General features: G+C 65.8%; 22 protein-coding genes. 14 read left to right on the top strand and 8 right to left on the bottom strand.

Annotation, left to right across the window (positions count from 1 at the left end):
* Positions 1–261: 261 nt before the first annotated feature.
* The 3 genes from rmuC to ompA all read right to left on the bottom strand — a co-directional run bounded on the left by rmuC (position 262) and on the right by ompA (position 3,396).
* Positions 262–1,782: a DNA recombination protein RmuC gene (gene rmuC, locus EST26_RS06305; protein ID WP_291066262.1), complete on the bottom strand. Its 1,521-nt coding sequence runs from the start codon at positions 1,780–1,782 to the stop codon at positions 262–264.
* Between the two features lie 94 nt (positions 1,783–1,876).
* Complete coding sequence (gene ubiG, locus EST26_RS06300; RefSeq protein WP_291066260.1) at positions 1,877–2,584, bottom strand: bifunctional 2-polyprenyl-6-hydroxyphenol methylase/3-demethylubiquinol 3-O-methyltransferase UbiG; 708 nt, start codon at positions 2,582–2,584, stop codon at positions 1,877–1,879.
* A 101-nt stretch (positions 2,585–2,685) separates the two neighbouring features.
* A complete protein-coding gene (gene ompA, locus EST26_RS06295; protein ID WP_291066257.1) occupies positions 2,686–3,396 on the bottom strand; it encodes an outer membrane protein OmpA in 711 nt (236 codons plus the stop codon).
* A 248-nt stretch (positions 3,397–3,644) separates the two neighbouring features.
* Between ompA and gyrA the strand changes: the two genes are divergently transcribed.
* The 5 genes from gyrA to EST26_RS06270 all read left to right on the top strand — a co-directional run bounded on the left by gyrA (position 3,645) and on the right by EST26_RS06270 (position 10,166).
* The gene (gene gyrA / locus EST26_RS06290) at positions 3,645–6,293 is read left to right on the top strand and encodes a DNA gyrase subunit A (RefSeq protein WP_291066255.1); all 2,649 of its coding nucleotides are present in this window, start codon (positions 3,645–3,647) and stop codon (positions 6,291–6,293) included.
* A complete protein-coding gene (gene serC / locus EST26_RS06285; RefSeq protein ID WP_291066253.1) occupies positions 6,290–7,399 on the top strand; it encodes a 3-phosphoserine/phosphohydroxythreonine transaminase in 1,110 nt (369 codons plus the stop codon). The genes gyrA and serC overlap by 4 nt, the downstream gene beginning before the upstream one ends.
* A gap of 17 nt (positions 7,400–7,416) precedes the next feature.
* Entirely contained in the window at positions 7,417–8,514 is a 1,098-nt protein-coding gene (pheA, locus tag EST26_RS06280) for a prephenate dehydratase (protein ID WP_291066251.1), read from the top strand.
* 30 nt (positions 8,515–8,544) lie between these two features.
* Entirely contained in the window at positions 8,545–9,429 is an 885-nt protein-coding gene (locus EST26_RS06275; protein WP_291066249.1) for a prephenate dehydrogenase, read from the top strand.
* A gap of 86 nt (positions 9,430–9,515) precedes the next feature.
* Positions 9,516–10,166 carry a histidine phosphatase family protein gene (locus EST26_RS06270; RefSeq protein WP_291066247.1) on the top strand — a complete coding sequence of 217 codons (651 nt, stop codon included), beginning with the start codon at positions 9,516–9,518 and terminating at the stop codon, positions 10,164–10,166.
* Positions 10,167–10,181: 15 nt separating this feature from the next.
* Here EST26_RS06270 and EST26_RS06265 read toward each other — a convergent pair whose 3' ends face one another.
* Positions 10,182–10,700, bottom strand: coding sequence for a hemerythrin domain-containing protein (locus tag EST26_RS06265; protein ID WP_291066246.1), 519 nt, complete (start codon positions 10,698–10,700; stop codon positions 10,182–10,184).
* 98 nt (positions 10,701–10,798) lie between these two features.
* Positions 10,799–11,650, bottom strand: coding sequence for a 3-hydroxybutyryl-CoA dehydrogenase (locus EST26_RS06260; protein ID WP_291066244.1), 852 nt, complete (start codon positions 11,648–11,650; stop codon positions 10,799–10,801).
* Positions 11,651–11,927: 277 nt separating this feature from the next.
* On the opposite strand from EST26_RS06260, the gene EST26_RS06255 reads away from it, so the two are divergent.
* A complete protein-coding gene (locus tag EST26_RS06255) occupies positions 11,928–12,227 on the top strand; it encodes an antibiotic biosynthesis monooxygenase family protein (protein WP_291066242.1) in 300 nt (99 codons plus the stop codon).
* 3 nt (positions 12,228–12,230) lie between these two features.
* On the opposite strand, the gene EST26_RS06250 is transcribed toward EST26_RS06255, so the two are convergent.
* Positions 12,231–12,485: a SemiSWEET transporter gene (locus EST26_RS06250; RefSeq protein ID WP_291066241.1), complete on the bottom strand. Its 255-nt coding sequence runs from the start codon at positions 12,483–12,485 to the stop codon at positions 12,231–12,233.
* 75 nt (positions 12,486–12,560) lie between these two features.
* Between EST26_RS06250 and EST26_RS06245 the strand changes: the two genes are divergently transcribed.
* The 3 genes from EST26_RS06245 (at position 12,561) to EST26_RS06235 (ending at position 14,257) form a co-directional block, all read left to right on the top strand.
* The gene (locus EST26_RS06245) at positions 12,561–13,313 is read left to right on the top strand and encodes a ComF family protein (RefSeq protein ID WP_291066239.1); all 753 of its coding nucleotides are present in this window, start codon (positions 12,561–12,563) and stop codon (positions 13,311–13,313) included.
* 83 nt (positions 13,314–13,396) lie between these two features.
* The gene (trmL, locus tag EST26_RS06240) at positions 13,397–13,870 is read left to right on the top strand and encodes a tRNA (uridine(34)/cytosine(34)/5-carboxymethylaminomethyluridine(34)-2'-O)-methyltransferase TrmL (protein WP_291066237.1); all 474 of its coding nucleotides are present in this window, start codon (positions 13,397–13,399) and stop codon (positions 13,868–13,870) included.
* A gap of 54 nt (positions 13,871–13,924) precedes the next feature.
* Positions 13,925–14,257, top strand: coding sequence for a hypothetical protein (locus tag EST26_RS06235; RefSeq protein WP_291066234.1), 333 nt, complete (start codon positions 13,925–13,927; stop codon positions 14,255–14,257).
* 52 nt (positions 14,258–14,309) lie between these two features.
* Here EST26_RS06235 and EST26_RS06230 read toward each other — a convergent pair whose 3' ends face one another.
* A complete protein-coding gene (locus tag EST26_RS06230) occupies positions 14,310–14,927 on the bottom strand; it encodes a ParA family protein (RefSeq protein ID WP_291066232.1) in 618 nt (205 codons plus the stop codon).
* 102 nt (positions 14,928–15,029) lie between these two features.
* On the opposite strand from EST26_RS06230, the gene EST26_RS06225 reads away from it, so the two are divergent.
* Complete coding sequence (locus EST26_RS06225; protein ID WP_291066229.1) at positions 15,030–15,464, top strand: DUF1841 family protein; 435 nt, start codon at positions 15,030–15,032, stop codon at positions 15,462–15,464.
* A gap of 118 nt (positions 15,465–15,582) precedes the next feature.
* On the opposite strand, the gene EST26_RS06220 is transcribed toward EST26_RS06225, so the two are convergent.
* Complete coding sequence (locus EST26_RS06220; protein WP_291066403.1) at positions 15,583–16,230, bottom strand: c-type cytochrome; 648 nt, start codon at positions 16,228–16,230, stop codon at positions 15,583–15,585.
* Between the two features lie 188 nt (positions 16,231–16,418).
* On the opposite strand from EST26_RS06220, the gene EST26_RS06215 reads away from it, so the two are divergent.
* From EST26_RS06215 to EST26_RS06200, 4 genes are all read left to right on the top strand, one after another.
* Entirely contained in the window at positions 16,419–17,261 is an 843-nt protein-coding gene (locus tag EST26_RS06215) for a MoxR family ATPase (RefSeq protein ID WP_291066227.1), read from the top strand.
* Between the two features lie 65 nt (positions 17,262–17,326).
* Positions 17,327–18,514: a VWA domain-containing protein gene (locus tag EST26_RS06210; RefSeq protein ID WP_291066225.1), complete on the top strand. Its 1,188-nt coding sequence runs from the start codon at positions 17,327–17,329 to the stop codon at positions 18,512–18,514.
* Positions 18,515–18,522: 8 nt separating this feature from the next.
* A complete protein-coding gene (locus EST26_RS06205; RefSeq protein ID WP_291066223.1) occupies positions 18,523–20,406 on the top strand; it encodes a BamA/TamA family outer membrane protein in 1,884 nt (627 codons plus the stop codon).
* Positions 20,407–20,565: 159 nt separating this feature from the next.
* The gene (locus EST26_RS06200; RefSeq protein WP_291066221.1) at positions 20,566–24,666 is read left to right on the top strand and encodes a translocation/assembly module TamB domain-containing protein; all 4,101 of its coding nucleotides are present in this window, start codon (positions 20,566–20,568) and stop codon (positions 24,664–24,666) included.
* Positions 24,667–24,704: the final 38 nt, after the last annotated feature.

Here is a 24,704-nt window from a genome sequence, read left to right as displayed (position 1 = left end):
TGCGACACAAACATGGCAGGAATCTTCATGAGATTGCTCCGTGATGTCGGCCCGCGCGCACAAGACGCGCGGAGTTTGGTGGCTTACTTGACGAGGCCGAACGGGTTCTTCACCGGGCGCTTGGCCGGGTCGGCGTTGTTCCAGAACCGCTGCACGATCCAGCCGTACTCGGGAAGTCCGTTGATACATCTTCAGGCTCATACCTGAATGGGACAATACTCCGGCCGCTCGCCGGGCTTGCCGGGCTTGCAAAAGCAGTCCTCAGACCCCTTCGGTGTCGTTGGGATGGAGCGGCAACACGGCGCTGGCCTGGTCAGCTGGCAAGGCTTCGACGCTTTTGAGCGCACGCTCCATGGCGCGGCTGCGGGTGTGCGCGCTGTCGATGGTGTTGAGCACGCTCTGGGCCTGGCTCTTGACCTTGCTCAGCACCTCGCCGAATTTGCCAAATTCGGTTTTCACTGCGCCCAGCACCTGCCAGACCTCGCTGGAGCGGCGCTCCAGCGCCAGCGTGCGAAACCCCATTTGCAAGGCATTGAGCATGGCCATCATCGTGGTTGGCCCGGCCAGGGTGACGCGGCATTCGCGCTGCAACAACTCCATCAGGCCGGGGCGGCGCAGCACCTCGGCGTACAAGCCCTCGCTGGGTAAAAACAGGATGGCGAAGTCGGTGGTGTGTGGCGGCGCCAGGTATTTTTCGGCCATGCTCTTGGCTTCGAGCCGGATGCGCTGCTCGAGCGCGCGCGCGGCCAGCTCGGCGGCGTCGGCGTCGGCGCGCTGCTGCGCGTCCAGCAGCCGTTCGTAGTCTTCATTCGGAAACTTGGCGTCGATCGGCAACCAGCAGGGCGCGCCGTCGTCGCCCCGGCCCGGCAGGCGCAGCGCAAAATCGACCGCGTGGCGGCTGCCTGGGCGTGTGGCCACCTGGGCGGCGTATTGCTCGGGCGCGAACACCTGCTCCAGCAGCGCGGCCAACTGGGCTTCGCCAAACATGCCGCGGGTTTTGACGTTGCTCAGCAGGTGCTTCAAATCGCCCACACCCTGCGCCAGCGTCTGCATCTCACCCAGACCCTTGTGCACCTGTTCGAGCCGCTCGGCCACTTGGCGAAAGCTCTCGCCCAAGCGGGTTTGCAGCGTGCTTTGCAGCTTTTCGTCCACCGTGGCGCGCATTTCATCGAGCTTGGCGGCGTTGTTCTGCTGCAACTGCGCCAGTTGGCCGTCCAGCGTGCTGCGAATTTCGCTCAGGCGGCGTGCGTTGCCCTCGCTCATGTCCTGCAACTGGCGCGTCAGCGTGTCGGCCAGTGTGCCGCGCAGTTGCAACAACTGCTGGGCAAAAGCGTCGATCTGCGCGTTTTGCGTGCGCGTGGCCTCGGCCGCCTGCTGGCCCATGCCCAGGCTGATGGCCTGCAACTGCAGCGTCAGGGTATCGCCCAGCGTGCCGCGCAGCTGCAGCAGTTGCTGGGCCAAGGCATCGAGATGGGCATTTTGCGTGCGCGTGGCCTCACCCGCCTGGCGGCTCAGAAGGTCCTGAAAACTGGCCAGGGTTTGCAGCATTTCCTGTCGCGCGCTGCGCGCCGAATCACCGATTTCACGCCGCAACTCGCCCTCGACACGCTCGACGCGCTGGACGATTTGCGTGCCGTGCAGTTGCAACAACGCCGACACGTGTTGCTGCTGCGCTTGCTGTTCGATATCGGCGGCGCGGCGGCGCAGCAAGAGCCAGACCAGCAAACCGGTCTGCAGCAAGGCCAACATCAACAGGGGCCAGACCAGCAAGGTGTCATTCATGTTCGGGTGGCACAGGCGTGCCCGCTCCAGCTGACTGCAGGCGGGCGGGTGCGGCACCAAAGGATGGACGGGCGCAGCTCTTCAACCCCATCTGTCATGGCTTGCAGGTCGCAAACAGGTAGTTCACACTGGCGTCGTGGCTGAGCCAGTAGCGGCGCGTGAGCGGGTTGTACGCCATGCCACGGGTCTGCATCAATTGCAACTGCGCCGCGCGGCAATGCGCGGCCAATTCGCTCGGGCGGATCAGCTTGCCGTATTCGTGCGTTCCTTTGGGCAGCAACTGCAACAGGTATTCGGCTGCCACGATGGCGAAAAGAAATGACTTGGGACTGCGGTTGATGGTCGAGAAGAACACCCAGCCGCCAGGCTTGGCCAGCGTGGCGCAGGCCTGCACCACCGAAGCCGGGTCTGGCACGTGTTCGAGCATTTCCATGCAGGTGACGACGTCAAAACCAGCCGCCTGCTCCAGCGCCAGCGCTTCAGCGCTGATCTCGCGGTAATTTACGTTCGGGGTATTGGCTTCCAGCGCGTGCAGCTTGGCCACTTTCAGCGCCTTGGTGGACAAATCAATGCCGGTGACCCGGGCGCCCTGGCGCGCCATCGCATCGGACAAAATGCCACCGCCGCAACCGACGTCGAGCACGGTCTTGCCGGCCAGACCCGCCAGACCCTTGATCCAGTCCAGACGCAGCGGATTGATCTGGTGCAGCGGCCTGAACTCGCCCTGCGGATCCCACCAGCGGTGCGCCAGATCGGAAAATTTGGCCAACTCGGCCGGGTCGGCATTGAGGTGTGGATTCATGGCGCGATTATCCGACGCACGAAGACCGCACCGGCGCGGCTGGCGCGTGCAATCCAAAAAAAACCGCGCCGAAGCGCGGTTTCCAGTCGCCGAACCGAAACTCAGCGTGCCGGAGCCGGTGTGGCAGCACGAGCGGGAGCGCGCGTGCCCACCACTTCGATTTCCACGCGCCGGTTTTGCGCGCGACCCTGGCGGGTGGCGTTATCGGCCACCGGCTGGGTCTCGCCCCTGCCTTCGGTGTAGATGCGGGCGTTGTCGATGCCCCTGCGCACCAGATAAGACCGCACCGCGTCGGCGCGGCGCACCGACAATGCCTGGTTATAGGCTAGGCTGCCGATCGAATCGGTGTGACCGACGGCGATGATGACTTCCAGGTTGATGCCGGCCACCTTGGCCACCAGCTCATCGAGCTTGGCCCGACCTTCGGGCCTGAGAACCGAGCGGTCGAAATCGAAGAAAACATTGGCATCAAACGTGGCCTTGATTGGCACTGGCACTGGCGCTGGTACCGGAGCGGGTGCCGGAGCGGGTGCAGGCACTGCCACCGGTGCCGGAGCAGGTGCCGGAGCGGGTGCCGGAGCGGGCTTGGGAACGATGGCACCATCGCAGCCGACGGCAGCGGTGGCCGGGGTCCAGCCAGCATTGCGCCAGCACAGCTCGTTGGTGCCGTTTCTCCAGACCGTGCCGTCGGTCGCGCGCCAGTTGTTTACTGTCACGGCTGCAGCAGCGCCAGCACCATGATGGCTCGCCAGTGCCGGGCCGGCCAGCGCCACGGCCGCAAACAGCACGGCCACTTTGTTCAGTTTTTTCATGGTTTCCCTTTAGGTTAGACCGCAGGAAGCCTGCGCAACAAGACGCCTGAAGTGAGCACCACCCAAACGCTGGAATCATTGTGCCATATATCAGTTGTCTAAAAAACCAGGTCTGCAGGCCTGCGTCTGCATCGGTGGCAAACCGCAGTCTTTCGTTGCTGACAAACAACAGGCGGCGTTTGTCTGGACCACGCCGCGCCCGCCTTAAAATGAAAGGCTGATTTTTTGGCCACCACACACACCCGCGCATGACACCGTTTGCCAAAGAGACCTTGCCCATCAGCCTTGAAGAAGAGATGCGGCGCAGCTACCTTGATTACGCCATGAGCGTGATCGTCGGCCGGGCCTTGCCCGATGCGCGCGACGGCTTGAAACCGGTGCACAGGCGCGTGCTGTTTGCCATGCACGAGCTCAACAACGATTGGAACCGGCCGTACAAAAAGTCGGCCCGTATCGTCGGCGATGTGATCGGTAAATACCACCCGCACGGCGACAGCGCGGTCTACGACACCATCGTTCGCATGGCGCAAGACTTTTCGCTGCGCCACATGCTGGTCGACGGCCAGGGCAACTTCGGCTCGGTTGACGGCGACAACGCAGCGGCGATGCGCTACACCGAAATCCGGCTGGCCAAGATCGCGCATGAAATGTTGGCCGACATCGACAAGGAAACCGTCAACTTCGGCCCCAACTACGACGGCAGCGAAAAAGAGCCGCTGGTGCTGCCCAGCCGACTGCCCAACCTGCTGGTCAACGGCTCATCTGGCATTGCCGTCGGCATGGCGACCAATATCCCGCCGCACAACCTCAACGAGGTGGTCGACGCCTGCTTGCACCTGCTGCAAAACCCGCAGGCCAGCATCGACGAGCTGATGCAAATCATCCCAGCGCCCGACTTCCCCACCGCCGGCATCATCTACGGCGTCAGCGGCGTCAAAGACGGCTACCGCACGGGGCGCGGCCGGGTGGTAATGCGCGCCAAATGCCACTTCGAAGACATCGACCGTGGCCAGCGCCAGTCCATCATCGTCGACGAGCTGCCCTATCAGGTCAACAAGAAAACCCTGCAAGAGCGCATGGCCGAGCTGGTGCAGGAAAAGAAGATCGAAGGCATCAGCCATATTCAGGATGAATCCGACAAGTCGGGCATGCGGCTGGTGATCGAACTCAAGCGCGGCGAGGTGCCCGAGGTGGTGCTCAACAACCTGTACAAGCAGACCCAGTTGCAAGACACCTTCGGCATCAACATGGTGGCGCTGATCGACGGTCAGCCCAAGCTGTGCAACCTGCTCGATTTGATCCAGGTGTTCCTGGAGCACCGGCGCGAGGTGGTGACGCGGCGCACCGTGTTCGAGCTGCGCAAGGCGCGCGAGCGCGGCCACGTGCTCGAAGGCCTGGCGGTGGCGCTGGCCAACATCGACGAATTCATCCGCATCATCCGCGAATCGCCCACACCGCCGCTGGCCAAGATCGAACTGATGGCGCGCGCCTGGGACAGCGCGCTGGTGCGCGAAATGCTCACGCGCACGCGCAGCGACGGGGGTCTGATCAACGCCGACGACTACCGGCCAGCCGGGCTGGAGCAGGTTTTTGGCATGGGCGGCGACGGCCGCTACCGCCTGTCGGAGACGCAGGCGCAAGAGATTTTGCAAATGCGCCTGCAGCGCCTGACCGGACTCGAGCAAGACCGCATCGTCGCCGAATACCGCGAGGTGATGGGCGTGATCGACGACTTGCTCGACATTCTGGCCACGCCCGAGCGCGTCTCGACCATCATCAGCGATGAGCTGGTGGCCGTGAAGAACGAGTTCGGCCAGACCAAACTGGGCGCGCGCCGCAGCCAGATCGAGCACAGCGCGCACGACCTCAGCACCGAAGACCTGATAACGCCGACCGACATGGTGGTCACGCTCAGCCACAGCGGCTACATCAAGAGCCAGCCACTGTCCGAATACCGGGCCCAAAAGCGTGGCGGTCGCGGCAAACAAGCCACCGCCACCAAGGAAGACGACTGGATAGACCAGCTCTTTATCGCCAACACGCACGACTACATCCTGTGCTTTTCCAACCGCGGCCGCCTCTACTGGCTCAAGGTGTGGGAGGTGCCCGCCGGGTCGCGCGGCTCGCGCGGGCGCCCGATCGTCAACATGTTCCCGCTGCAAGAAGGCGAGAAAATCAACGTCGTGCTGGCGCTGACCGGTGAGGCCCGCAGCTTTCCGGTCAACCGCTTCGTCTTCATGGCGACCCGCATGGGCACGGTCAAGAAAACGTCGCTGGACGAGTTCAGCCACCCGCGCAAGGCCGGCATCATCGCTGTCGACCTCGATCCGGGCGATATTTTGATTGGCGCTGCGCTGACCGACGGCCGCCACGACGTGATGCTGTTTTCCGACGGCGGCAAGGCGGTGCGCTTCGACGAGAACGACGTGCGCCCGATGGGCCGCAACGCGCGCGGCGTGCGCGGCATGACGATAGAAGACAGCCAAAGCGTGATCGCCATGCTGGTGGCCGAAGACGAGCAGCAAAGCGTGCTGACCGCGACCCAGAACGGCTACGGCAAGCGCACGCCCATCACCGAGTACACCCGTCACGGCCGCGGCACCAAGGGCATGATCGCGATTCAGCAAAGCGAGCGCAACGGCAAGGTGGTGGCCGCCACGCTGGTGCGCAGCGAAGACGAAATCATGCTGATCACCGACAAGGGTGTGCTGGTGCGCACCCGGGTGGCCGAGATCCGAGAGATGAGCCGCGCCACGCAAGGTGTCACGCTGATCGCGCTCGACGCCGGCACCGAGCTCTGCGGCCTGCAGCGCATCGTAGAAAATGACGCCAACATCGACGCCAGCGCCTCTGAAGTCGCCGAAGGCGGGGACGAAGCGGCTGGCGACATCGAATGACGCAGCGCCCCTACAACTTCTCGGCCGGCCCAGCCGCCATGCCGGAAGAGGTGCTGCAGCAGGCGGCCGCTGAAATGCTGGACTGGCACGGCAGTGGCATGGGCGTGATGGAGATGAGCCACCGCGGCAAGGCATTCATGTCCATCGCCGCGCAGACCGAAGCGGACCTGCGTGAGCTGCTGGCGGTGCCGGCAAATTTCCGCATCCTGTTCATGCAGGGTGGCGGCTTGGCGCAAAACGCCATCGTGCCGCTGAACCTCTCGCGCGGCGGTGTGGTCGACTTCGTGCTCACCGGCAGTTGGAGCCAGAAGTCGGCCCTGCAGGCGCGCAAGTACGCCACCCCGACCGTGATCGCCAGCAACGAGGCCGACGGCCACACCACCCTGCCTTCGCCCGCCCACTGGCAACCGAGCCGCGACGCGCAGTACCTGCACATCTGCAGCAACGAGACCATCCACGGGGTGGAGTTCCACGAACTGCCCGACCTCAAGGCGCTGGGCTGCGAGGCTCCGCTGGTGATCGATTTTTCGTCGCATGTGGCCTCGCGCCCGGTGGACTGGAGCCGGGTCGGACTGGCCTTTGGTGGCGCGCAGAAAAACCTGGGCCCGGCCGGCCTGACGCTGGTCGTGGTGCGTGAAGACCTGCTCGGCCACGCGCTACCGATCTGCCCCAGCGCCTTCGACTATCAAACCGTGGCCGACAACAGCTCCATGTACAACACGCCGCCCACCTACAGCATCTACATGGCCGGCCTGACCTTGCAGTGGCTCAAGCGCCAGAGCGAAGGCGCGCTCAGCGGCATAGCTGCCGTCGAACAACGCAATATCGCCAAAGCTGCGCTGCTGTACGACTGCATCGACCGCTCGCAGTTTTACTTCAACCCGGTGGATAAGAGCTGCCGCTCGCGCATGAACGTGCCTTTTTTCCTGCGCGACGAGTCGCGCAACGCCGCCTTTTTGGCCGGCGCCCAGGCGCGCGGCCTGCTGCAGCTCAAGGGCCACAAATCGGTCGGCGGCATGCGCGCCAGCCTCTACAACGCCATGCCGCTGCCAGGCGTGCAGGCGCTGGTGGACTATCTGCGCGACTTCGAACGCCAGCAGGCCTGAACCCGTTTTAGCGCCGCATGACCCAACCCACCCAGTCCGACGCCCTGGCCGCGCTGCGCGTGCAGATCGATGCGCTCGATGCGCAACTGCTCACGCTGCTGAACCAGCGCGCGCGCGTGGCCGAGCAAGTCGGTGCGCTCAAACGAGTCGAAGGCACGCCGTTTTTCCGCCCCGACCGGGTGGCGCAGGTGATCGAAAAAATCACCAGCACCAACCCCGGCCCGCTGCAGAACCAGCACGTGGTCTCGATCTGGCGCGAAATCATGTCGGCCTGTCTGGCGCTGGAAGCGCCGCAGCGCGTGGCGGTGCTCGGGCCCCAGGGCACCTTCTGCGAACAGGCGGCGATCGAATTCTTTGGCAGCGCCGCCAACCTGATTTACTGCGCCAATTTCGACGAGGTGTTTCACGCCACCGCCGCCGGCACGGCGCAGTTCGGCGTGGTCGGGATGGAAAACAGCACCGAAGGCGTGGTGGCGCGCTCGCTCGACCTCTTTCTGCGCTCGCCGGTGCACGTGGTCGGCGAGGTCAGCCTGCTGGTGCGCCACAACCTGCTGCGCCAGCTCAACGCACTCGACGGCATCGAGGTGGTGTTGGCGCACCCGCAGGCGCTGGCCCAGTGCCAGAACTGGCTCTCGCAGCACCTGCCGCGGGCCGAACGCCGCGCCGTCTCCAGCAACGCCGAAGGCGCGCGCCTGGCCACCACCCACCCGGCCTGGGCCGCCCTGGCGAGCGAGCGTGCGGCGGCGCAATTCGGTCTGCATATCGTCGCGCACGCGATTCAAGACGAGGCCTACAACCGCACCCGCTTTGCCGTCATCTGTCTGCCACAGACCCTGGCCATGCCGCCGCCCAGCGGCAAAGACTGCACCAGCCTGCTGGTATCGGTGCCGAACCGGCCTGGCGCGGTGCACGACCTGCTGGTGCCGCTGAAGAAATACGGCGTGTCGATGACGCGCTTTGAATCGCGCCCGGCCAAGTCGGGGCAGTGGGAATACTACTTCTACATCGACATCGCCGGTCATCCGGCGCAGCCCCAGGTCGCTGCTGCCTTGCAAGAATTGCGCAGCCTGTGCGCGTTCTACCAGGTGCTGGGTGCTTACCCGGTGAGCGAATGAGCGCTTCGCCGTGGCAACTGCGAAAGTCTTATGTTTGATCAACTCGGTCTGATCGGCTGCGGCCTGATGGGTGGCTCTTTCGCGCTGGCGCTCAAAAAGGCCGGACTGGTCAAACGCGTGGTGGGCTACAGCAAGTCGCCCTCGACCACCGAACGCGCGCGCTTGCTCGGGGTGATCGATGTTGCAGCGCCGTCGGCCTTGCTGGCTGTCTCGGGCGCCGACCTGGTGCTGCTGGCGGTGCCGGTGGCCGCCACCGAGGCCAGTCTGAAGGCGATTCGCCACCTGCTCAACAAAAACACGCTGGTAATGGATGTGGGTTCGACCAAGCGCGAGGTGGTCGATGCCGCGCGGCGCGTGCTGCGCGATCAGATCGGCGTGTTCGTGCCGGCGCACCCGATCGCCGGCAAGGAGCTGGCCGGCGTCGAGCACGCCGACGCCGACCTGTTTGTCGGGCGTCAAGTCATCCTGACCCCGATCGAGCGCACCCTCACGGCCCAACTGGAACGCGCACAACAGCTTTGGCGCACACTGGGTTGCCAGGTCAGGCACATGTCGCCCGAGGCACACGACGCAGCTTACGCCGCCGTCAGCCACCTGCCGCATTTGATCGCTTTTGCTCTCATGAACGCCATTCAAGGGCAGCGCCAAGGCGACGAATTTCTCTCGCTGGCGGGCCCCGGGTTTCGCGACTTCACCCGCATTGCCGCCAGCGACCCGGGCATCTGGCGCGACATTTTGCTGTCCAACCGCGAGGAGTTGCTGGCGCAGTCGAAATGCTTTCGCGCCGCGCTGGACGAACTGGAATCGACGCTCAGTGCGACCCAACCCGAGGCCCTGCAGGCACTGATAGACCAAGCCAGCCGCGCCCGCGCGCGCTGGCGCATGAGCAGCGTCAAACAGTCTGCCAAGCATTGAGCGGCAGAAGCAAGCACAGCCACAAGCACAAAGTGGTTTTATCAGCTCGGTGCCGCGCGCCGTCGGCGCAAAAAAGGAGGTCTTTCATGCACGTTACCCGCATCCTGGCCGTGCGTCACGGCGAAACCGCCTGGAACCGCGACAACCGCATCCAGGGCCACACCGACGTCGAACTCAATGAACACGGCCAATGGCAGGCGCGGCAACTGGCGCAGGCGCTGCAAGACGAGCCGATTGCCGCCCTGTACGCCAGCGATCTCAGCCGGGCCAGGCAGACCGCGCAAGCCGTTGCGCAACTGCGCGGCCAAAGCGTCAGCGCACACCCAGGCCTGCGCGAACGCTGTTTTGGCCGCTTCGAAGGCCATACCTGGGCCGAACTCGAGCTGCGCTGGCCCGAACAAGCCCTGGCCTGGCGCCAGCGGGTACCCGACTTTTCGCCCCCCGAAGGCGAATCGCTGCTGCAACTGCGCGCGCGTGTGGTGCAGACGGTCACGGCGCTGGCGGCCCGTCATCCCGGTGAGCAGGTGCTGCTGGTGGCACACGGCGGCGTGCTCGACATCCTGTACCGGGCCGCCACCCGGCAGGACATTCAAGCCGCGCGCAGCTGGCAAATGCCCAATGCCGCCATCAACCGGCTGCTGTGGTCGTCCGAGGGCTTGTGCCTGGTGAGTTGGGGCGACCTGAACCACCTGCAAACCCCGGATATCCGTCACAGCCAAGACGAGCATGCGGCCTGATAGGCCGCACGTCTCTCAGACCACACCCAGGCGCCGACGTGCCATTTCGCGCCCCATGCCCACGGTGCTCAGGTCAGCCAGGCGTTTTTTCGCTTCCGGAAAGGCGACTGTCTCTTCCAGCAAAATGTGATCGAGGTAGAGCGCCTCGAATACATCAAGCGCGTGGCGCAGCTCCGCCGGGTCGAACCACTGGCTGCCATTGCTCGCGGCATCGAGTGCAGGTGCGATTTGCAGCCAGTTCTGCTCCAGCCAGCCGTGATCTTGCAGCAAACGCTCGGCGGTCTGCACCATGTCTGGATCCTGACTGCTGAGCAGCGCGGGGAAAATGTGCTTCTCCTCGTCCAGATGGTGTTGGCGTGCTTCGCCGCTGAAGTAGTCGAGCACCCGCTGCGCCTGGGCGCGCGAGGCCAGACTCATGCCATCGGACTCGACGGCATCGACCAGAGCACGCAACTGCACCAACTGCTGACCAAGCTCGCGGTGGGCTGCGTCGAGAAAAGAAAAAACGGCGATCGAAACCGGACTTGCACTCATGATGTACTCCTGAACAAGGCGTGTACCCATTGTGAAAAGACGGTGCCTGAATGCTTTGATCTGGCGCAATCCGAGTCGCAACAGCCCGGGGGCGCTTCTCAGTAGCGGTAGACCCCGCGCCCGGTTTTGCGGCCCAGGTAGCCGGCCGCCACCAACTCCTTGAGCAGCGGGGCGGGGCGGTATTTGCCGTCGTTGAACTCGCTCATGTAGACATTCATCACCGCCAGGCACACGTCGAGCCCGACCAGGTCGGCCAGCGCCAGCGGCCCGAGCGGCTGGTTGGTGCCCAGCTTCATGCCGGCGTCTATCTCTTCGGCGCTGGCAACGCCCTCGGCCAGCACAAAGAAGGCCTCGTTGATCATGGGCACCAAGATGCGGTTGACCACGAAGCCCGGCGCATTCTTCACCGTAATCGGGGTTTTACCCAGCTTTTCGACCAGCGCCACGGCAGCGGCATGCGTGGCATCGCTGGTCTGCAAGCCACGAATGATTTCCACCAGCGCCATCAGCGGCACCGGGTTGAAAAAATGCATACCGACAAAGCGGTCCGCGCGCTGGGTGGCAGCGGCCAGCTTGGTGATGCTGATCGAGCTGGTGTTGGTCGCCACGATCACCTCGGGCGCCAGCAATGCGTCGAGTTGTTGCAAGATGCTGATCTTCAGCGCTTCGTTTTCAGTCGCTGCCTCAATCACCAGTTGCGCGCTTTTCAGCGCGTCGTACTGGGTCGAACCCTGAATCAGCGCCAGTGCGGCGGCGCGCTCGGTGGCGCTGATTTTTTCTTTCTTGACCAGTCGCTCCAGGCTGGCCGCGACCGTGGCCAGTCCTTTGTCGAGCGCCGCTTGCGACACGTCGACCAACACCACGCGAATGCCGCTGCAAGCACAGGCCTGTGCGATGCCATTGCCCATGGTGCCCGAGCCTATGATGCCGACGGTTTGAATGTTGTTCATGTGATTTGCGCTCCCGAGGTCTGAAGGTTGAAAACGATTCCAGGCCCGATTGTCGCGCAGCCAGGTGACGCGGCTCTGGCAGCATCGCATCTTTTTTCTGGAACTCAAAGGCGCACCGGCGGGTGCATGGTGCAGCCGGTCTGCGCGTGCTGGACGCCCGCGTCATGCCTGATCGGAGGCAACGCATACGCGCCGCTGCCGATGCGCGCCGAGCCAGCGGCCCTATGATCCTAAATCCGGCAGGATCGCCCTCAAACCCTGAAGCAAAGGCCCGACCATGATTCTGGAGCACGCCGACATCCGCATCGATCCCGCGCAAGCCAGCGCTTTTGAGGCCGCCATCAGCCACGGCGCAGCCAGCGTGATCGCCCAGGCCAAGGGCTTTCACGGCTACAAAATCAAGCGCAGCATCGAGAGCCCGGGCCGCTATCTCTTGCTGATCTACTGGGACACGCTGCAAGACCACACAGTGGGCTTTCGCCAGTCGCCCGCCTTCGCCCAGTGGCGCGCCATCGTCGGGCCGTTTTTCGTGCAGGCACCGCTGGTCGAGCACCTGGAGCTGGTGAGTCAATCCTGAGATTCAGCGCTTGCGATAACGCAGTTTCATGAGCAATATCGCTGCGGCCAGGGTCAGCGTGACCGCATTGGCAGCCACCACCGGCCAGGCCTGCAACACCAGCCCGTAGACCAGCCACAAGGCCACGCCCACGGTGAAGACGCTGTACATGGCGAGTGAGATGCCGCTCACGTCGCGCGTCTTGAAAGTCTGCCAGGCCTGCGGCACAAAGCTGACGGTGGTCAGGAAAGCGGCGCTGTAGCCGATCAGATCTTGCATGTGTGGGGTGTGGGGTGTGGGGTTCGAGAGTAGAGTTTGCCGCATTTCAGCCGCCCAGGATACCGTGGACACACCATGCCCCCCCTGCCTCTTGCCCCGTTGTGGAAGCGTTTGAGCTCCGCCGTACCCAGCAGTTGCCAGATCTGCGGCCGCTGGCCGGCGCAAGCCATCTGCCCGGCCTGCGAGCAGCGCTTTGGCGCCCCACGGCCGCGCTGCCGCACCTGTGCCTTGGCGCTGGCCGATGCACCGGCGTTCGCTGCGCTGGACCAATGTGGCGCTTGCCTGACCCCAACGGACCCACTGCCACTGCACGCCTGCGTGGCCGCCGTCGATTACGCCTATCCGTGGGACGCTTTGATCGCCCGCTTCAAGTTTCAAGGCGAAGCCGGATGGGCGGTGCCGATGGCGGCCCTGCTGCTGCAACAACCGCCAGCGCAGCAACTGCTGGCGCAGGCCAATCTGCTGGTGCCCGTGCCGCTGACCCCGGCGCGACTGGCGCAGCGCGGCTACAACCAGGCCTGGGAACTGGTCAAGGCGATCCGGCGCAGCGCTGGACCGCGCGCCGCAGCGGCCCAGCCGGTGGCCGACGCACTGCTGCGCGTCGGCCAGACCGCTGATCAGCACCAGTTGCCGCGAGCGCAGCGCCTGCGCAACCTGCAGCAAGCGTTTATTGCCCATCCACAGCGGCTCGACCGCCTGCACGCTGCCCATGTGCTGCTGGTCGACGACGTCGTCACCACCGGAGCGACGCTGCACAGCGCGGCCCAGGCGCTGCGCCAAGGCGGCGCCGAGCGCGTGAGTGCGCTGGTGTTTGCGCGCACCCCTTGAGCGTGTGCGCTGTGGCTGTGGCTGTGGCTGTGGCTGTGGCTGCGCAGCGCTATCATCGCGCCTCTTGCATCTGCCTTGCCGCCATGTTTCACGTCGTTCTCGTTGCCCCTGAAATCCCGCCCAACACCGGCAACGTGATCCGGCTTTGCGCCAACACGGGCTGCACGCTGCACCTGATCGAACCGCTGGGCTTTTCCATGGACGACAAGCAGTTGCGGCGCGCCGGGCTCGACTACCACGAGGTCGCCGACGTGCGCCGCCACGCCGACTGGACGTCTTTTGTGCACGCCGAGGCGCCGGACCCGCAGCGGCTGTTTGCCTTTACGACCCGGGGCCGAGAAAACGCTTTCGCCGCCTCATTCCGGACGGGCGACTGGCTGGTTTTCGGTTGCGAAACCCGCGGTCTGCCGGCCGAGCTCGACGCGCTTTTTGCGCCAGCGCAGCGGCTGCGCCTGCCGATGCGGGCCAACCAGCGCAGCCTGAACCTGTCGAACGCGGTGGCGGTGGTGGTGTACGAGGCCTGGCGACAAACCGGTTTTGCCAGCAACGCAAGCTGAATCCGACCCGCCGCAGCACCCGTGCCACCTGCGTTGTCCCATCCGAATGCCCCCATGCTGATTTCCGCCCTGGCACGCTTTGTCCGCAAAACCCTGGCCACACGCCAAGTGATGCGCCGGCCTGCAAGCCTGAAGGAGCTGACCGGCATCCGCAGCGCTTTGCTGCGCTGCCTGGAGGATTGCGCGCACACGCAGGCAGAGCGTTTGCGCCAGAAGATAGAACAGGCGCGCTCGCCCCAGGAACTGTGGCTGCTGCGCAGCAACGCCTATCAACTGATCTCGCAGCAACACAGCCAGTCGGTCGCCGCCGCGCGCATTGACTCCCTGACGCCGGCGTTCAAAGGCTGGATCGAAGCCGATCAGATCACGCGCTCCAGCCCCAAATAAGCGCTCAAGCCGGACTCGAACGGCCAGGCGCGCAGCTGCTGCGCGCCTGGCCTCAGCGCTCCAGCCAGTCGCAAAGACCTTGCCACTGCTGCAAGTCTTTTTCGACCCGCCCGGGCGCGAGGTCAAACAGCGTCAGACCGCGGGCAGCCAGTTGAATGTAGTTTTGCGTGTCGCGCAAAAAACCCAGCACCGGAAAACCCAGGCCGGCGACAAATTCTTGCAGGCGGTCAGCGGCAAGGGTGCGCGCGTCGACCCGCATGCCGACAATGCCGATCTGGCTCAGGTCGGCATGCCGCGATTGGGCCACCTGATCCAAAAAGGCACGCGTGGCGTGCATGTCGAAAATACTCGGCTGCAAGGGCACCAGCACCTTGCCGGCGCTGCGCAGCACGTCTTTGAGGCGCCCGCCGCGCAAGCCGGCCGGCGTGTCGAGCACCACGTGAGTGGCCTGGCGCGGCGGCCGCGCGATGTGGTCGCGCTCGACCTCCCAACACAGAATCGGTCGCGCCTGGGGCGGACGCAGTTGCAGCCACAGGCGCGCCGACTGCTGGCGATCGACATCGCCCAGCATGACGGCATGGCCCTGGCTGGCAAAATAGCCCGCCACCTGCGTAGACAGCGTGGTTTTACCGACACCCCCTTTGGGATTGACTACCGCCACCACCGGCATATCAGGCTCCTTTGCGCCAAGCGAAAACAGACATACTAATTCACCGATCGCATTCGCTCAAGGCTCAGTCTCGCGCCCATGCGTATGCGTGACAATGCACGCATGTTCAACCCCTCGCAAGCCGACGTGCGGCGCTTTTTCTGCACCGTCTACGCCAAAAGCCTCCAGCAACTGCCGATGGAGGCGCTAGAGACGCTGGCCAGCCACTGGATCGCCCTGCACCCCGAGGTCCAGGCCGATCTGGCCGACCTGGATGCCGCCTTGGCGCGCATGGGAACCACACCGGAGACGGCGCCAAACCCCTTCCTGCATTTGTCGATGCACTTATCGATCAGCGAACAATGCAGCATCGACCAGCCGCCCGGTATACGCCAAGCGGTGGAGCTGCTTAGCGCACGCCGCCAAGACCTGCACGCCGCCCACCACGAGGTGATGGAATGCCTGGGCCAGATGCTGTGGCAAAGCCAGCGCAGCGGCCGCCCGCCCGACGCTCAAGCCTATATTGAGCAGGTGCGCCAGCGCGCCACGCGCGATTAAAGCCCGAATCAGCCAGGACTTACGCAAAGCCGTCAGGGCTAGGCGGCAAAGCCGCAGACAGTACACCCAGTACGACAAGGCTTTGCAACAACGCCATGGCGGTTTTGCGTAAGTCCCATCAGCGAAAACCCGGCTGCGGCACGGTGCTGAGCTCGCCCTCGACAGAGGCCAGATAAGCCGCCATGGCGCGCAGCTCGGCCAGCGTGTAGCGTTTGGCAATGCCACTCATGACCGGGCTGGCGCGGCCTACGACGCGGTTGCCCTCGACGGTGTAGGCCCTGAGCGCGACAAACAGATAATCGGCGTGCTGACCACCGATCTTGGGTGTGTTGGGTTCGATCGGCTGGCTGAAATTGGCCCCATGACAGACCATACAAGCGCCTTTTTCGAGCAGGGCCGCCACCTCGACGCTGGCGCTGCGCGGCACGGCGGCTGCCTTTTTGTCGCTGTGCGAGGCGTAAAACGCCGCCAAGTCGGCCATCTCTTGCTCGCTCAGGGCGCTGGCAATGCCGCGCATGGTCGGGTGTCGGCGCTGACCGGTTTGATAAGCCCGCAGCGAGCTCACAATGTACGGCGCCGACTGGCCAGAAATTTTCGGTACTTTGTGAATTTCTGGGAAACTGTTCTGGTAGCCCACCACGCCGTGACAGCCTATGCACATCTCGGCGCGCTGCTGGCCGGCCCGCACATCACCGGTGAGGGTCTGCGCCTGCGCAAACCCTGCGGCGCCAGACAGCAGCCACAGGGCGGCTAGGCTGCGCAAGATCGTGGGCCATGACAGGTTCATTTTGCAGACACAATCAAGACGGGTTTGATAAAGATCAGTGCGGTATTTTATGGACGGGGTTGCTCGCAGCATCCTGTCGATTACCCTAACTCCCCAACTCCCAACGCCCAACTCCCAACTCCCAACGCCTGCGCTGCGCGCTCCCACCCACACCACCGCTTCGACCCATGAAATTCCACGGCTCTGAAAACTACGTCGCCACGCCAGACCTGATGCTGGCGGTCAACGCCGCCGTCACCCTCAAGCGCCCGCTGCTGGTCAAGGGCGAACCCGGCACCGGCAAAACCATGCTGGCTGAAGAGGTGGCGCAGGCGCTCAAGCTGCCGCTGCTGCAGTGGCACATCAAAAGCACCACCAAGGCGCAGCAGGGTCTGTACGAATACGACGCCGTCGCGCGCCTGCGCGACAGCCAGTTGGGCGAAGAAAAAGTGCGGGACATTCGGAACTACATCGTCAAAGGCGTGCTCTGGCAGGCCTTCACCGCCGAGCAGCCAGTCGCCCTGCTGATCGACGAAATCGACAAGGCCGACATCGAGTTCCCGAACGACTTGCTGCGCGAGCTCGACCGCATGGAGTTCTATTGCTATGAAACGCGCGAACTGGTGCGCGCACGGCACCGTCCGCTGGTCTTTATCACCTCCAACAACGAAAAAGAGCTGCCCGACGCTTTTCTGCGCCGCTGCTTTTTTCACTACATCAAATTCCCCGATGCGCCGACCATGCAGCGCATCGTCGAGGTGCACTTCCCGCAACTCAAGCAAGAGCTGCTGAGGGTGGCGCTGAAAACCTTTTACGACGTGCGCAACCTGCCCGGTCTGAAGAAAAAGCCCAGCACCTCGGAGCTGCTGGACTGGCTCAAGCTGCTGCTGGCCGATGACGTTGCGCTGCAGGTGCTGCAAAGCGCCGACGGCCAGCTCGGCACGGCACCGCTGGTGGGCGCGCTGCTGAAGAACGAGCAAGACAGCACGCTGCTTGAAAGACTGGTGTTCATGAATCAGCGCAACCGCTGACGGCGCACCCCCCATCGCCCCCAGGAAATGGCGCCCCCGCCCTGTTCAGAAAAAGAAGAATCGCGATGCTGATCGATTTTTTTTACACCCTGCGCGCGGCCCAATTGCCGGTGTCGGTGAAGGAATACCTCACCTTGCTCGAAGCCTTGCAGCACGACGTGGTCGGCCCGGCCAACCCCGATGCCTGCAGCATGGAGGACTTTTATTACCTGGCGCGCAGCGCGCTGGTGAAGGACGAGAAGCAGTTTGACAAGTTCGACCGCGCCTTTGCCGCCTACTTCAAGGGCGTGGAGTTGCGGGCCGACTTCAGCCAAGCGATTGCGGCCGACTGGCTGCGCTCGCAGATGCAGCGCCTCTTGTCCGATGAACAAAAAGCCAACGCGCCCAAGCTGGACTGGAACGAGCTGATGGCCACACTGCAAAAGCGGCTGGAGGAGCAAAAAGAACGCCACGCGGGCGGCAACAAGTGGATCGGCACCGGCGGTACTTCACCCTTTGGCCACAGCGGCCACAACCCGCAGGGCGTGCGCATGGGCGGTGCCAGCCGCAACAAAAGCGCGCTCAAGGTGTGGGAGCAACGCGCCTACCGCGACTACGACGACACGCAAGAACTCGGCACGCGCCAGATCAAGGTGGCGCTGCGCCGGCTGCGCCAGTTTGCGCGCCAGGGCAACGAACTCGAACTCGATCTGCCCGACACCATCCGCGCCAGTGCCGCCAACGCCGGCTGGCTAGACCTCAAAATGATTCCGCAGCGGCACAACCACGTTAAAGTGCTGCTGCTGATGGACGTGGGCGGCAGCATGGACGAGCACGTGCAGCGCGTCGAGGAGCTGTTTTCAGCCGTCAAAAGCGAATTCAAGCACCTGGAGTTCTTTTACTTTCACAACTGCGTCTACGACTTCATGTGGAAAAACAACCGGCGCCGATACGCCGAAAAATTTCCGACCTGGGACGTCATCCGCACGTACAACAAGGACTACAAGCTGATTTTCGTCGGCGACGCGACCATGAGCCCGTACGAGCTTTTGCAGCCTGGCGCCAGCGTGGAATACGACAACGAAGAAGCCGGCGCCGAGTGGCTGCAGCGCCTGACGCACGCCTTTCCCCGGTTCGCCTGGATCAACCCAGAACCCCAGGGTGCCTGGCCGTACCGGCAAAGCATAGCCATCGTCCAGCGGCTCATGGCGCAGCGCATGGTCCCGCTGAGCCTGAAGGGGCTGGAAGACGCCATGCGACTGCTGTCGAAATAAGCAAACCCATGACCCAACGCGGCACCACCCGGACCTTGCGGCTGCTGTGGCTGGCCTGCGCCGGGCTGCTGCCGGCCTGGGCGCTGGCGCAGCCGCTGGCGCAGCCCGCGGCCCCGGCACGCTTTGAGATCGAACTGCAAGCCGCACCCGAGCTGCGCGCGTTTTTGCTGCCGCATCTGGCCTTGCAGCACTTTCGCACCCTGCCCGACCTCGACAGCGCCGAACTCGCCCGCCTGCTGGCGCTGGCGCCCGAGAACCTGCGCGAGCTGCTGGGCACGCTGGGCCACTTCTCGCCGCAGATCGAAGTCGGGCTGCAAGCCGCCGCCGACCCGGCCGCTGCACCACTGGGCACGGTGACGATTCGGGTCGACGCCGGGCCACCGACGCGCATCGCCTCGTCCCAGGTCTACTTCATGGGCGCGATTGCTGACGCGCCCGAAGCGGCCGAGCAACGCGCAGCGATCGTGCGCCAGGCCACGCTGCCGGCGGGAACGGTGTTCACCCAGGCCGGCTGGGACGCCGCCAAAATAGCCGCCGTGCGCGACTTGACCGCACAGCGCTTTCCTGCCGGGCGCATCGACAACAGCCTGGCTGACATCGACGCCGCCAGCCACAGCGCCCACTTGCACATCGCACTCGACTCCGGGCCGCTGGTGCGCATCGGAGCGGTGCGGGTGCAGGGCGCGCAGCGCTACGACCCGCTGCTGGTCGAGCACCTGGTGCGGCTGGCCGGCCTGCGCGCAGGCAGCGAATACCAACTGGAGCTGATGCAAGCGGCGCAGCAGCGCGTGGCCGCCAGCGGCTACTTTGACTCCGTGTTCGTCCAACTGGACTTGAGCGGCGACCCGCAGGCCATGCCGGTGCTGGTGCAGGTGCGCGAGCACCCGCGCCAAAAACTGGTGCTGGGCGCTGGCCTGAGCACCGACAACGGGGCGCGCCTGTCGCTCGAACACACGCACCACCGGGTGCCGGGCCTAGGCTGGCGGGCGCTGAGCAAGATCGAGCTCGAGCAGCGCAACCAGACGCTGGCGTCCGAATGGAGCGCCCCGGTCGACGCCAGAGGTTGGCGCTGGATGGTCGCCGCACAGGCGCAGCGCCAGATCGACGGGTTCAGCAACACCACCAGCCAGCGGCTGCGCGCAGGGCGTTCGCAAGATGGCGCCCGCCAAGAGCGCAGCTTCTTTTTGCAAGCCGACCGTGCGCAGACTCTTAACCGGGCGCTGATAGGCCCGGCAGCAGCCCCAGCCGAACTCTCGCTCTCGGCCCATTACGCCTGGACCCGCCGCCGCTTTGTCGACCTGCCAGCGCCCGAGCGGGGCGACGGCCTGGGTGTCGAACTGAGTGCGGGCAGCACGCTGCAGCAGGACCGCAAACCTTTCGTACGCGCGCACGTGCGCTGGCTGGGGATATGGCCGCTGGATCAGGCTGGCGCCACCCCGGACCCCGCCGCAACGCCGACTGCCGCGCTGCTGCGCGGCAGTCGGCTGGTGCTGCGGCTGCAAGCGGGTGCGCTGTGGGCGCGGCCAGACGCGCCGGTGCCCGCCACCCAGTTGTTCCTGAGCGGCGGCGGCCAGACCGTGCGCGGCTACCGCCTGCGCGAAATCGGCGTGCCGCAGGCCGACGGCAGCGTGTCCCCAGGCCGCTACCTCGCGCTGGCCAGCCTGGAGTGGCAACGCCCGATCTGGCGCCACGGCGTGCGCAGCGCCTGGGAACACGTGCTGTTCCTGGATTCCGGCGCGGTCGCCAACCAACCCGGCCAGTTGCGCCCGCGCTGGGGTCTGGGCAGCGGCCTGCGCTACAACAGCCCGGTCGGCCCGTTGCAGGTCGATCTGGCCTATGGCGCCGACGCCCGGCGCCTGCGCCTGCACCTCAACGTCGGCTTCACCTTCTGAAGCCACAAGGAATGCGGCATTTCTCTTGCAGCGACTCAGCGCCCGAAGCGGGCACGAACCCACCCGCGCGCGCCGCGCCGCCGAAAACCCGTTGCAACACACGGTTTTTGTGTTGAAATTTGACTCCGCCCACCGCAGCCTGACCAGCCTGAGCAGCCATTGAAACCCTTCGCCCTGTTTCTGTGCCGCCTGCTCATCTGGCTGCCCATCGCTGTACTGGGCCTGCTGCTGAGCGCGCTGCTGGCGCTGTGGCTGTGGGCCGCTTCGCCCGGCTCGCTGGCGCAGGCCCTGCGGTGGACGCAGGCCTACATGCAAAACCACGCACCCCACAGCGGCACCCTGACGGTTGAAGGCGTACAGGGCAGCCTGCGCCAGGGCGGTACGATAGAGCGGCTGCACTGGTCGCGCAATGGCCTGCAACTGAGCGCCAGCGCGCTGCAACTGCGCCTGCGCCCAGATTTTTGGATCGACGCTGTGCTCGGGCGCGACGCCCGGCTGGACGGGCTGTCCATCGAACGCCTGCACCTGATCGACCAGCGCCCACCCCAGCCGCGCCAGCCGCCCGCCCCGCTTCTGCTGCCGCTGGCGCTTAGTGTGCCGTTTTCGGTCGATGAACTGCTGCTCGAGCGCAGCACCGCGCTGCAACTGCGCGCGCTGCGCGGGCACTACCAGTATCTGCGCGCCGGCTCCGCCCTCCCGGCCAGCCAGACCGACGAACACCGCTTGACGCTGGAGTCGCTGCAGGTTGCCGCCGGCCGCTACCAGTTGCAAGCCAGCCTGGGCGCACGCGCGCCCATGCCGCTGCGACTGGAACTGCAAGGCCAGTTGCAAGCCGACGTCCCCAGTGGGCAAACGCTGGCGCTGCAGGCGCTGGCACAGTTGACGGGTCAACTGGCCCCGCAGGACGCCACGCTAGAAGCCAGCGTGCGCGTCTGGCCGCAAAGCGACGCCTCTACCAGCACGCCGACCCTACTCGCCAGCGCCCACATCATGCCCTGGGCGGCGCAGCCGCTGCGCCGCGTGCAGGCCACGGCGCAGCAACTCGACCTGGCCGCGCTGTGGCCGCAAGCGCCTCACACGGCACTCACGGGCACGCTGCACGCGCAACCCGAAGCCGATGCCTGGCGCGCTCGACTGCAACTCAGCAACGCCGCCAGCGGCCCGGCCGACCGCCAACGCCTGCCGCTGCAAAGCCTGCAAGCCAGGCTGGAACAGCACGGCGAGCACTGGCGCGTGCCGCAATTCGAAGCGCAGATCGGCGCGGGCCAGTTGATTGGGCGGATCGAGGGACGATTTTCCGCCACCCACCCAAGCCCGGCCTGGGCGCTGGGCCAGTGGCAGGGCGAACTCCAGGCCCAGGGCATCAACCCGGCCCGGCTCTGGAGCACACTCGCCCCGGCGGCCTTGGACGGCCACTTCCAGCTCAGGGCGGCGGCTGGCAAGGACACCCCGCCCGCCGTCGATCTGCGCGCCCGCGTCCAGCCTGCGGCGCGTCAGCCCAGGGGCGCCGCTCTGGCCGGCCTGCGCGAGCTGCAACTGCTGGGCCGCTGGCGCCCTGCCACCGAAGCCGCAAGCCACGGCGTCTTTGATTTGCACTCGGCCCGCCTGCGCCTGACGGACGCACAACTCGACGCCAGCGGCCGGTTTGACAGCGCCGCGCGCCAGTTTGCCGGCCGCCTCGCGCTGCAAGTTCCTGGTGCACAGGCGCAGTGGCAGGGCCTGCTGGCGCACCACAGCGGCCACGGTACGGCGCACGTGCAGATCGACGCGGCCGAACACCTGCTGAGCTGGCTGCAGCGCCAGCAAAGCCTGCCGCTGCTGGGCCAGCCGCTGCGCAAGCTGCTGCAGCGCCAACCCGGCCTGGCCGCCCAGGGCAGCGGCCGACTCGAGCTGGCGTGGCAAGGCGGTCTGGGTGCGCTGGGCTACCCGCTGCCCGTTCAGCCGCGCGCGGCGCTGCGCCGACCCGCCGCGCCGCAACTGCAAGCCACGCTGACACTGCCCCGGCTGCGGCTGCAAACGGCTGCTCAGGAGGCCATCACCTTGCGTGACTGGCATCTGCAAGCCGCTGGCAGCCTGTCTGAACTGGCTCTCGATCTGCGCGGCAGCGCCGCGCGGGCCGACTGGCGCGCCGCGCTGCACAGTCGGGCCCGCGTGCAAGCCAGCCATGAGCCCAGCGCGCACACCCTGCACTGGCGCAGCGGCCGGATCGAACTGAGCCAGTTGCTGCTGCAACTGGACGGCGCCTTGTCCGGCGCAACCCGCAGCGGCTGGAGCCTGCAAAGCCCGCGCGCACTGGCGCTGAGCTGGCACCGCGAGGCGCCCGGCTGGCGGCTCGACGCCGGCAGCGGCGAGTTGCTGCTGCGCCCGCGACCGGCCATTCGGGGCCAAACGCCCCTGTCACCGGCGCAATGGGAATCCGACCCCGAATTGGCCGCCAAATTAACCGCATCGGCCGCTGAATCTGCCAGCCTGTCCTGGGAGCAGTTGCGCTGGCAGGCGCAAGCCCTGCACACGCGCGGGCAGTTGCGCGCTTGGCCGCTGGCTTGGCTTGAGCTCCTGGGCAGCGCGGGCGGTGCACCGGCTGCCACACTGGCGCGGCTGGGCCTGCAATCTGACCTGGTGTTCGACGGCCACTGGGACGTGCTGCTCCCCGTGGCGCCAGACGCCCCACTGCGCCTGGTGGCGCACCTGCAGCGCCGCAGCGGCGACCTCATTTTTTCACCCGACGCCGACCCGGCCAAAGGCCAGCGCGTGCAGGCCGGTGTGCGCCAAGCCAGCCTGAGCGTACACGCGCTGGGCAAAGAGGTGCAGGCCCGCCTGCGCTGGGACAGCCAGCGCCTGGGGCAGGCCAGCGCCGATCTATACACCGAACTCACGCCTGGCCTCACACCCATGACCGATGGCCGCTTCTCGTTCGCGCAGGTTTGGCCGGCCAGTGCGCCGCTGCGCGGTAGCGCTCACGTGCAACTGCCGCAGTTGGCGGCGTGGTCGGTGCTGGCGCCGCCGGGCTGGCGCATGAGCGGCACGCTGCTGGCGCAAGCCACGCTCGGCGGTACGCGCGGCGCGCCCGACTGGAGCGGCACACTGCAGGCCGACCACTTGACGCTGGTTTCTTTGCTGGACGGTTTTCAATTTTCCGACGGCCGCTTGCGCGCCCGGCTGGTGGGCGACAGCATCAGCATCGATCAGTTGAGCCTGCAAGGGCCAAGCGGCGCAGAGCCCGGCGGCAGCCTGCAAGCCAGCGGCGTGGCGCACTGGCGCCGCAGCGCCGACGGCGCGCGCCGCCAGCCCTTCATCGAGTTGCAGGCCACAGCCGCCAGGTTGCGCGTATCCACCCGTCCCGATCGCCGGCTCAGCCTCAGCGGCCAGATGAACGCCCGGCTCGCCGGCGCGCAACTGCGCGTGCGCGGCAGACTCAGCGCCGACAGCGCGCTGTTCGTGCTACCCGACGAACTCACCCCCCGCCTGAGTCGCGACGTGGTGCGCCGCGGCAGCCGCGCCGCAGCACCCGACCCGAACGCCGAACCGGTGCAGACCGACTTACAGCTCGAGCTCGATTTGGGTCAACAATTCGAACTGCGCGGTCGCGGCCTGCAAACCCGGCTGGCTGGCGTGCTCGATCTGCGCAGCACAGCCGCCGCGCCCACCCCGCGCGTGTACGGCGAACTGCGCACGGTTGACGGCAGCTTTCGCGCCTACGGCCAGCAACTCGGCATAGAAACCGGCCGGCTGCGTTTTACCGGGCCCTACGACGACCCGGCGCTCGATATCCTGGCGCTGCGTTCGCTCCCCGGTGCGCAGGCCCAGCGCGTCGGGGTGCAGATCAGCGGCAGCGCGCTGCGTCCGCTGGTGCGGCTGTACGCCAACCCCGATCTGCCTGATAACGAAAAGCTCGCCCTGCTGCTGCTGGGCCGCCCAGCCACCGGCGCCGGTGCCCAAGCCGCCGTGCTGCAGCAAGCCGCGCTGGCCGTGCTGGGGCGCAACGGCGGCCTGCTCGACGCCGGTCTGGCCGGCCTGCTCGGGCTGGACGAAATCGGCCTGCGCGAGCCCGCACCGAACGGCCCGCCCGGCCTGGGCGCAGCCGTGCTGCGGCTGGGCAAGCGCATCTCGCGCGACCTGTACGTGAGCTACGAACGCGCGCTGGCCGGCACCCTGGGCACGGTGTCGATTTTCTACGACGTCTCGCGCCACCTGACGCTGCGCGCCCGCGCGGGCGAAGAAAGCGCGGTCGACCTGATCTTCACCCGGCGCTACGACTGAAACGCCTGCCATCGACTCGGCCCGGCCCGGTGAAGTCT

Origin of the sequence: Hydrogenophaga sp., assembly GCF_014773545.1 — a bacterium.
Taxonomy (GTDB): Bacteria; Pseudomonadota; Gammaproteobacteria; order Burkholderiales; family Burkholderiaceae_C; genus Hydrogenophaga.
This window is presented reverse-complemented; position numbering and strand designations above follow the sequence as displayed.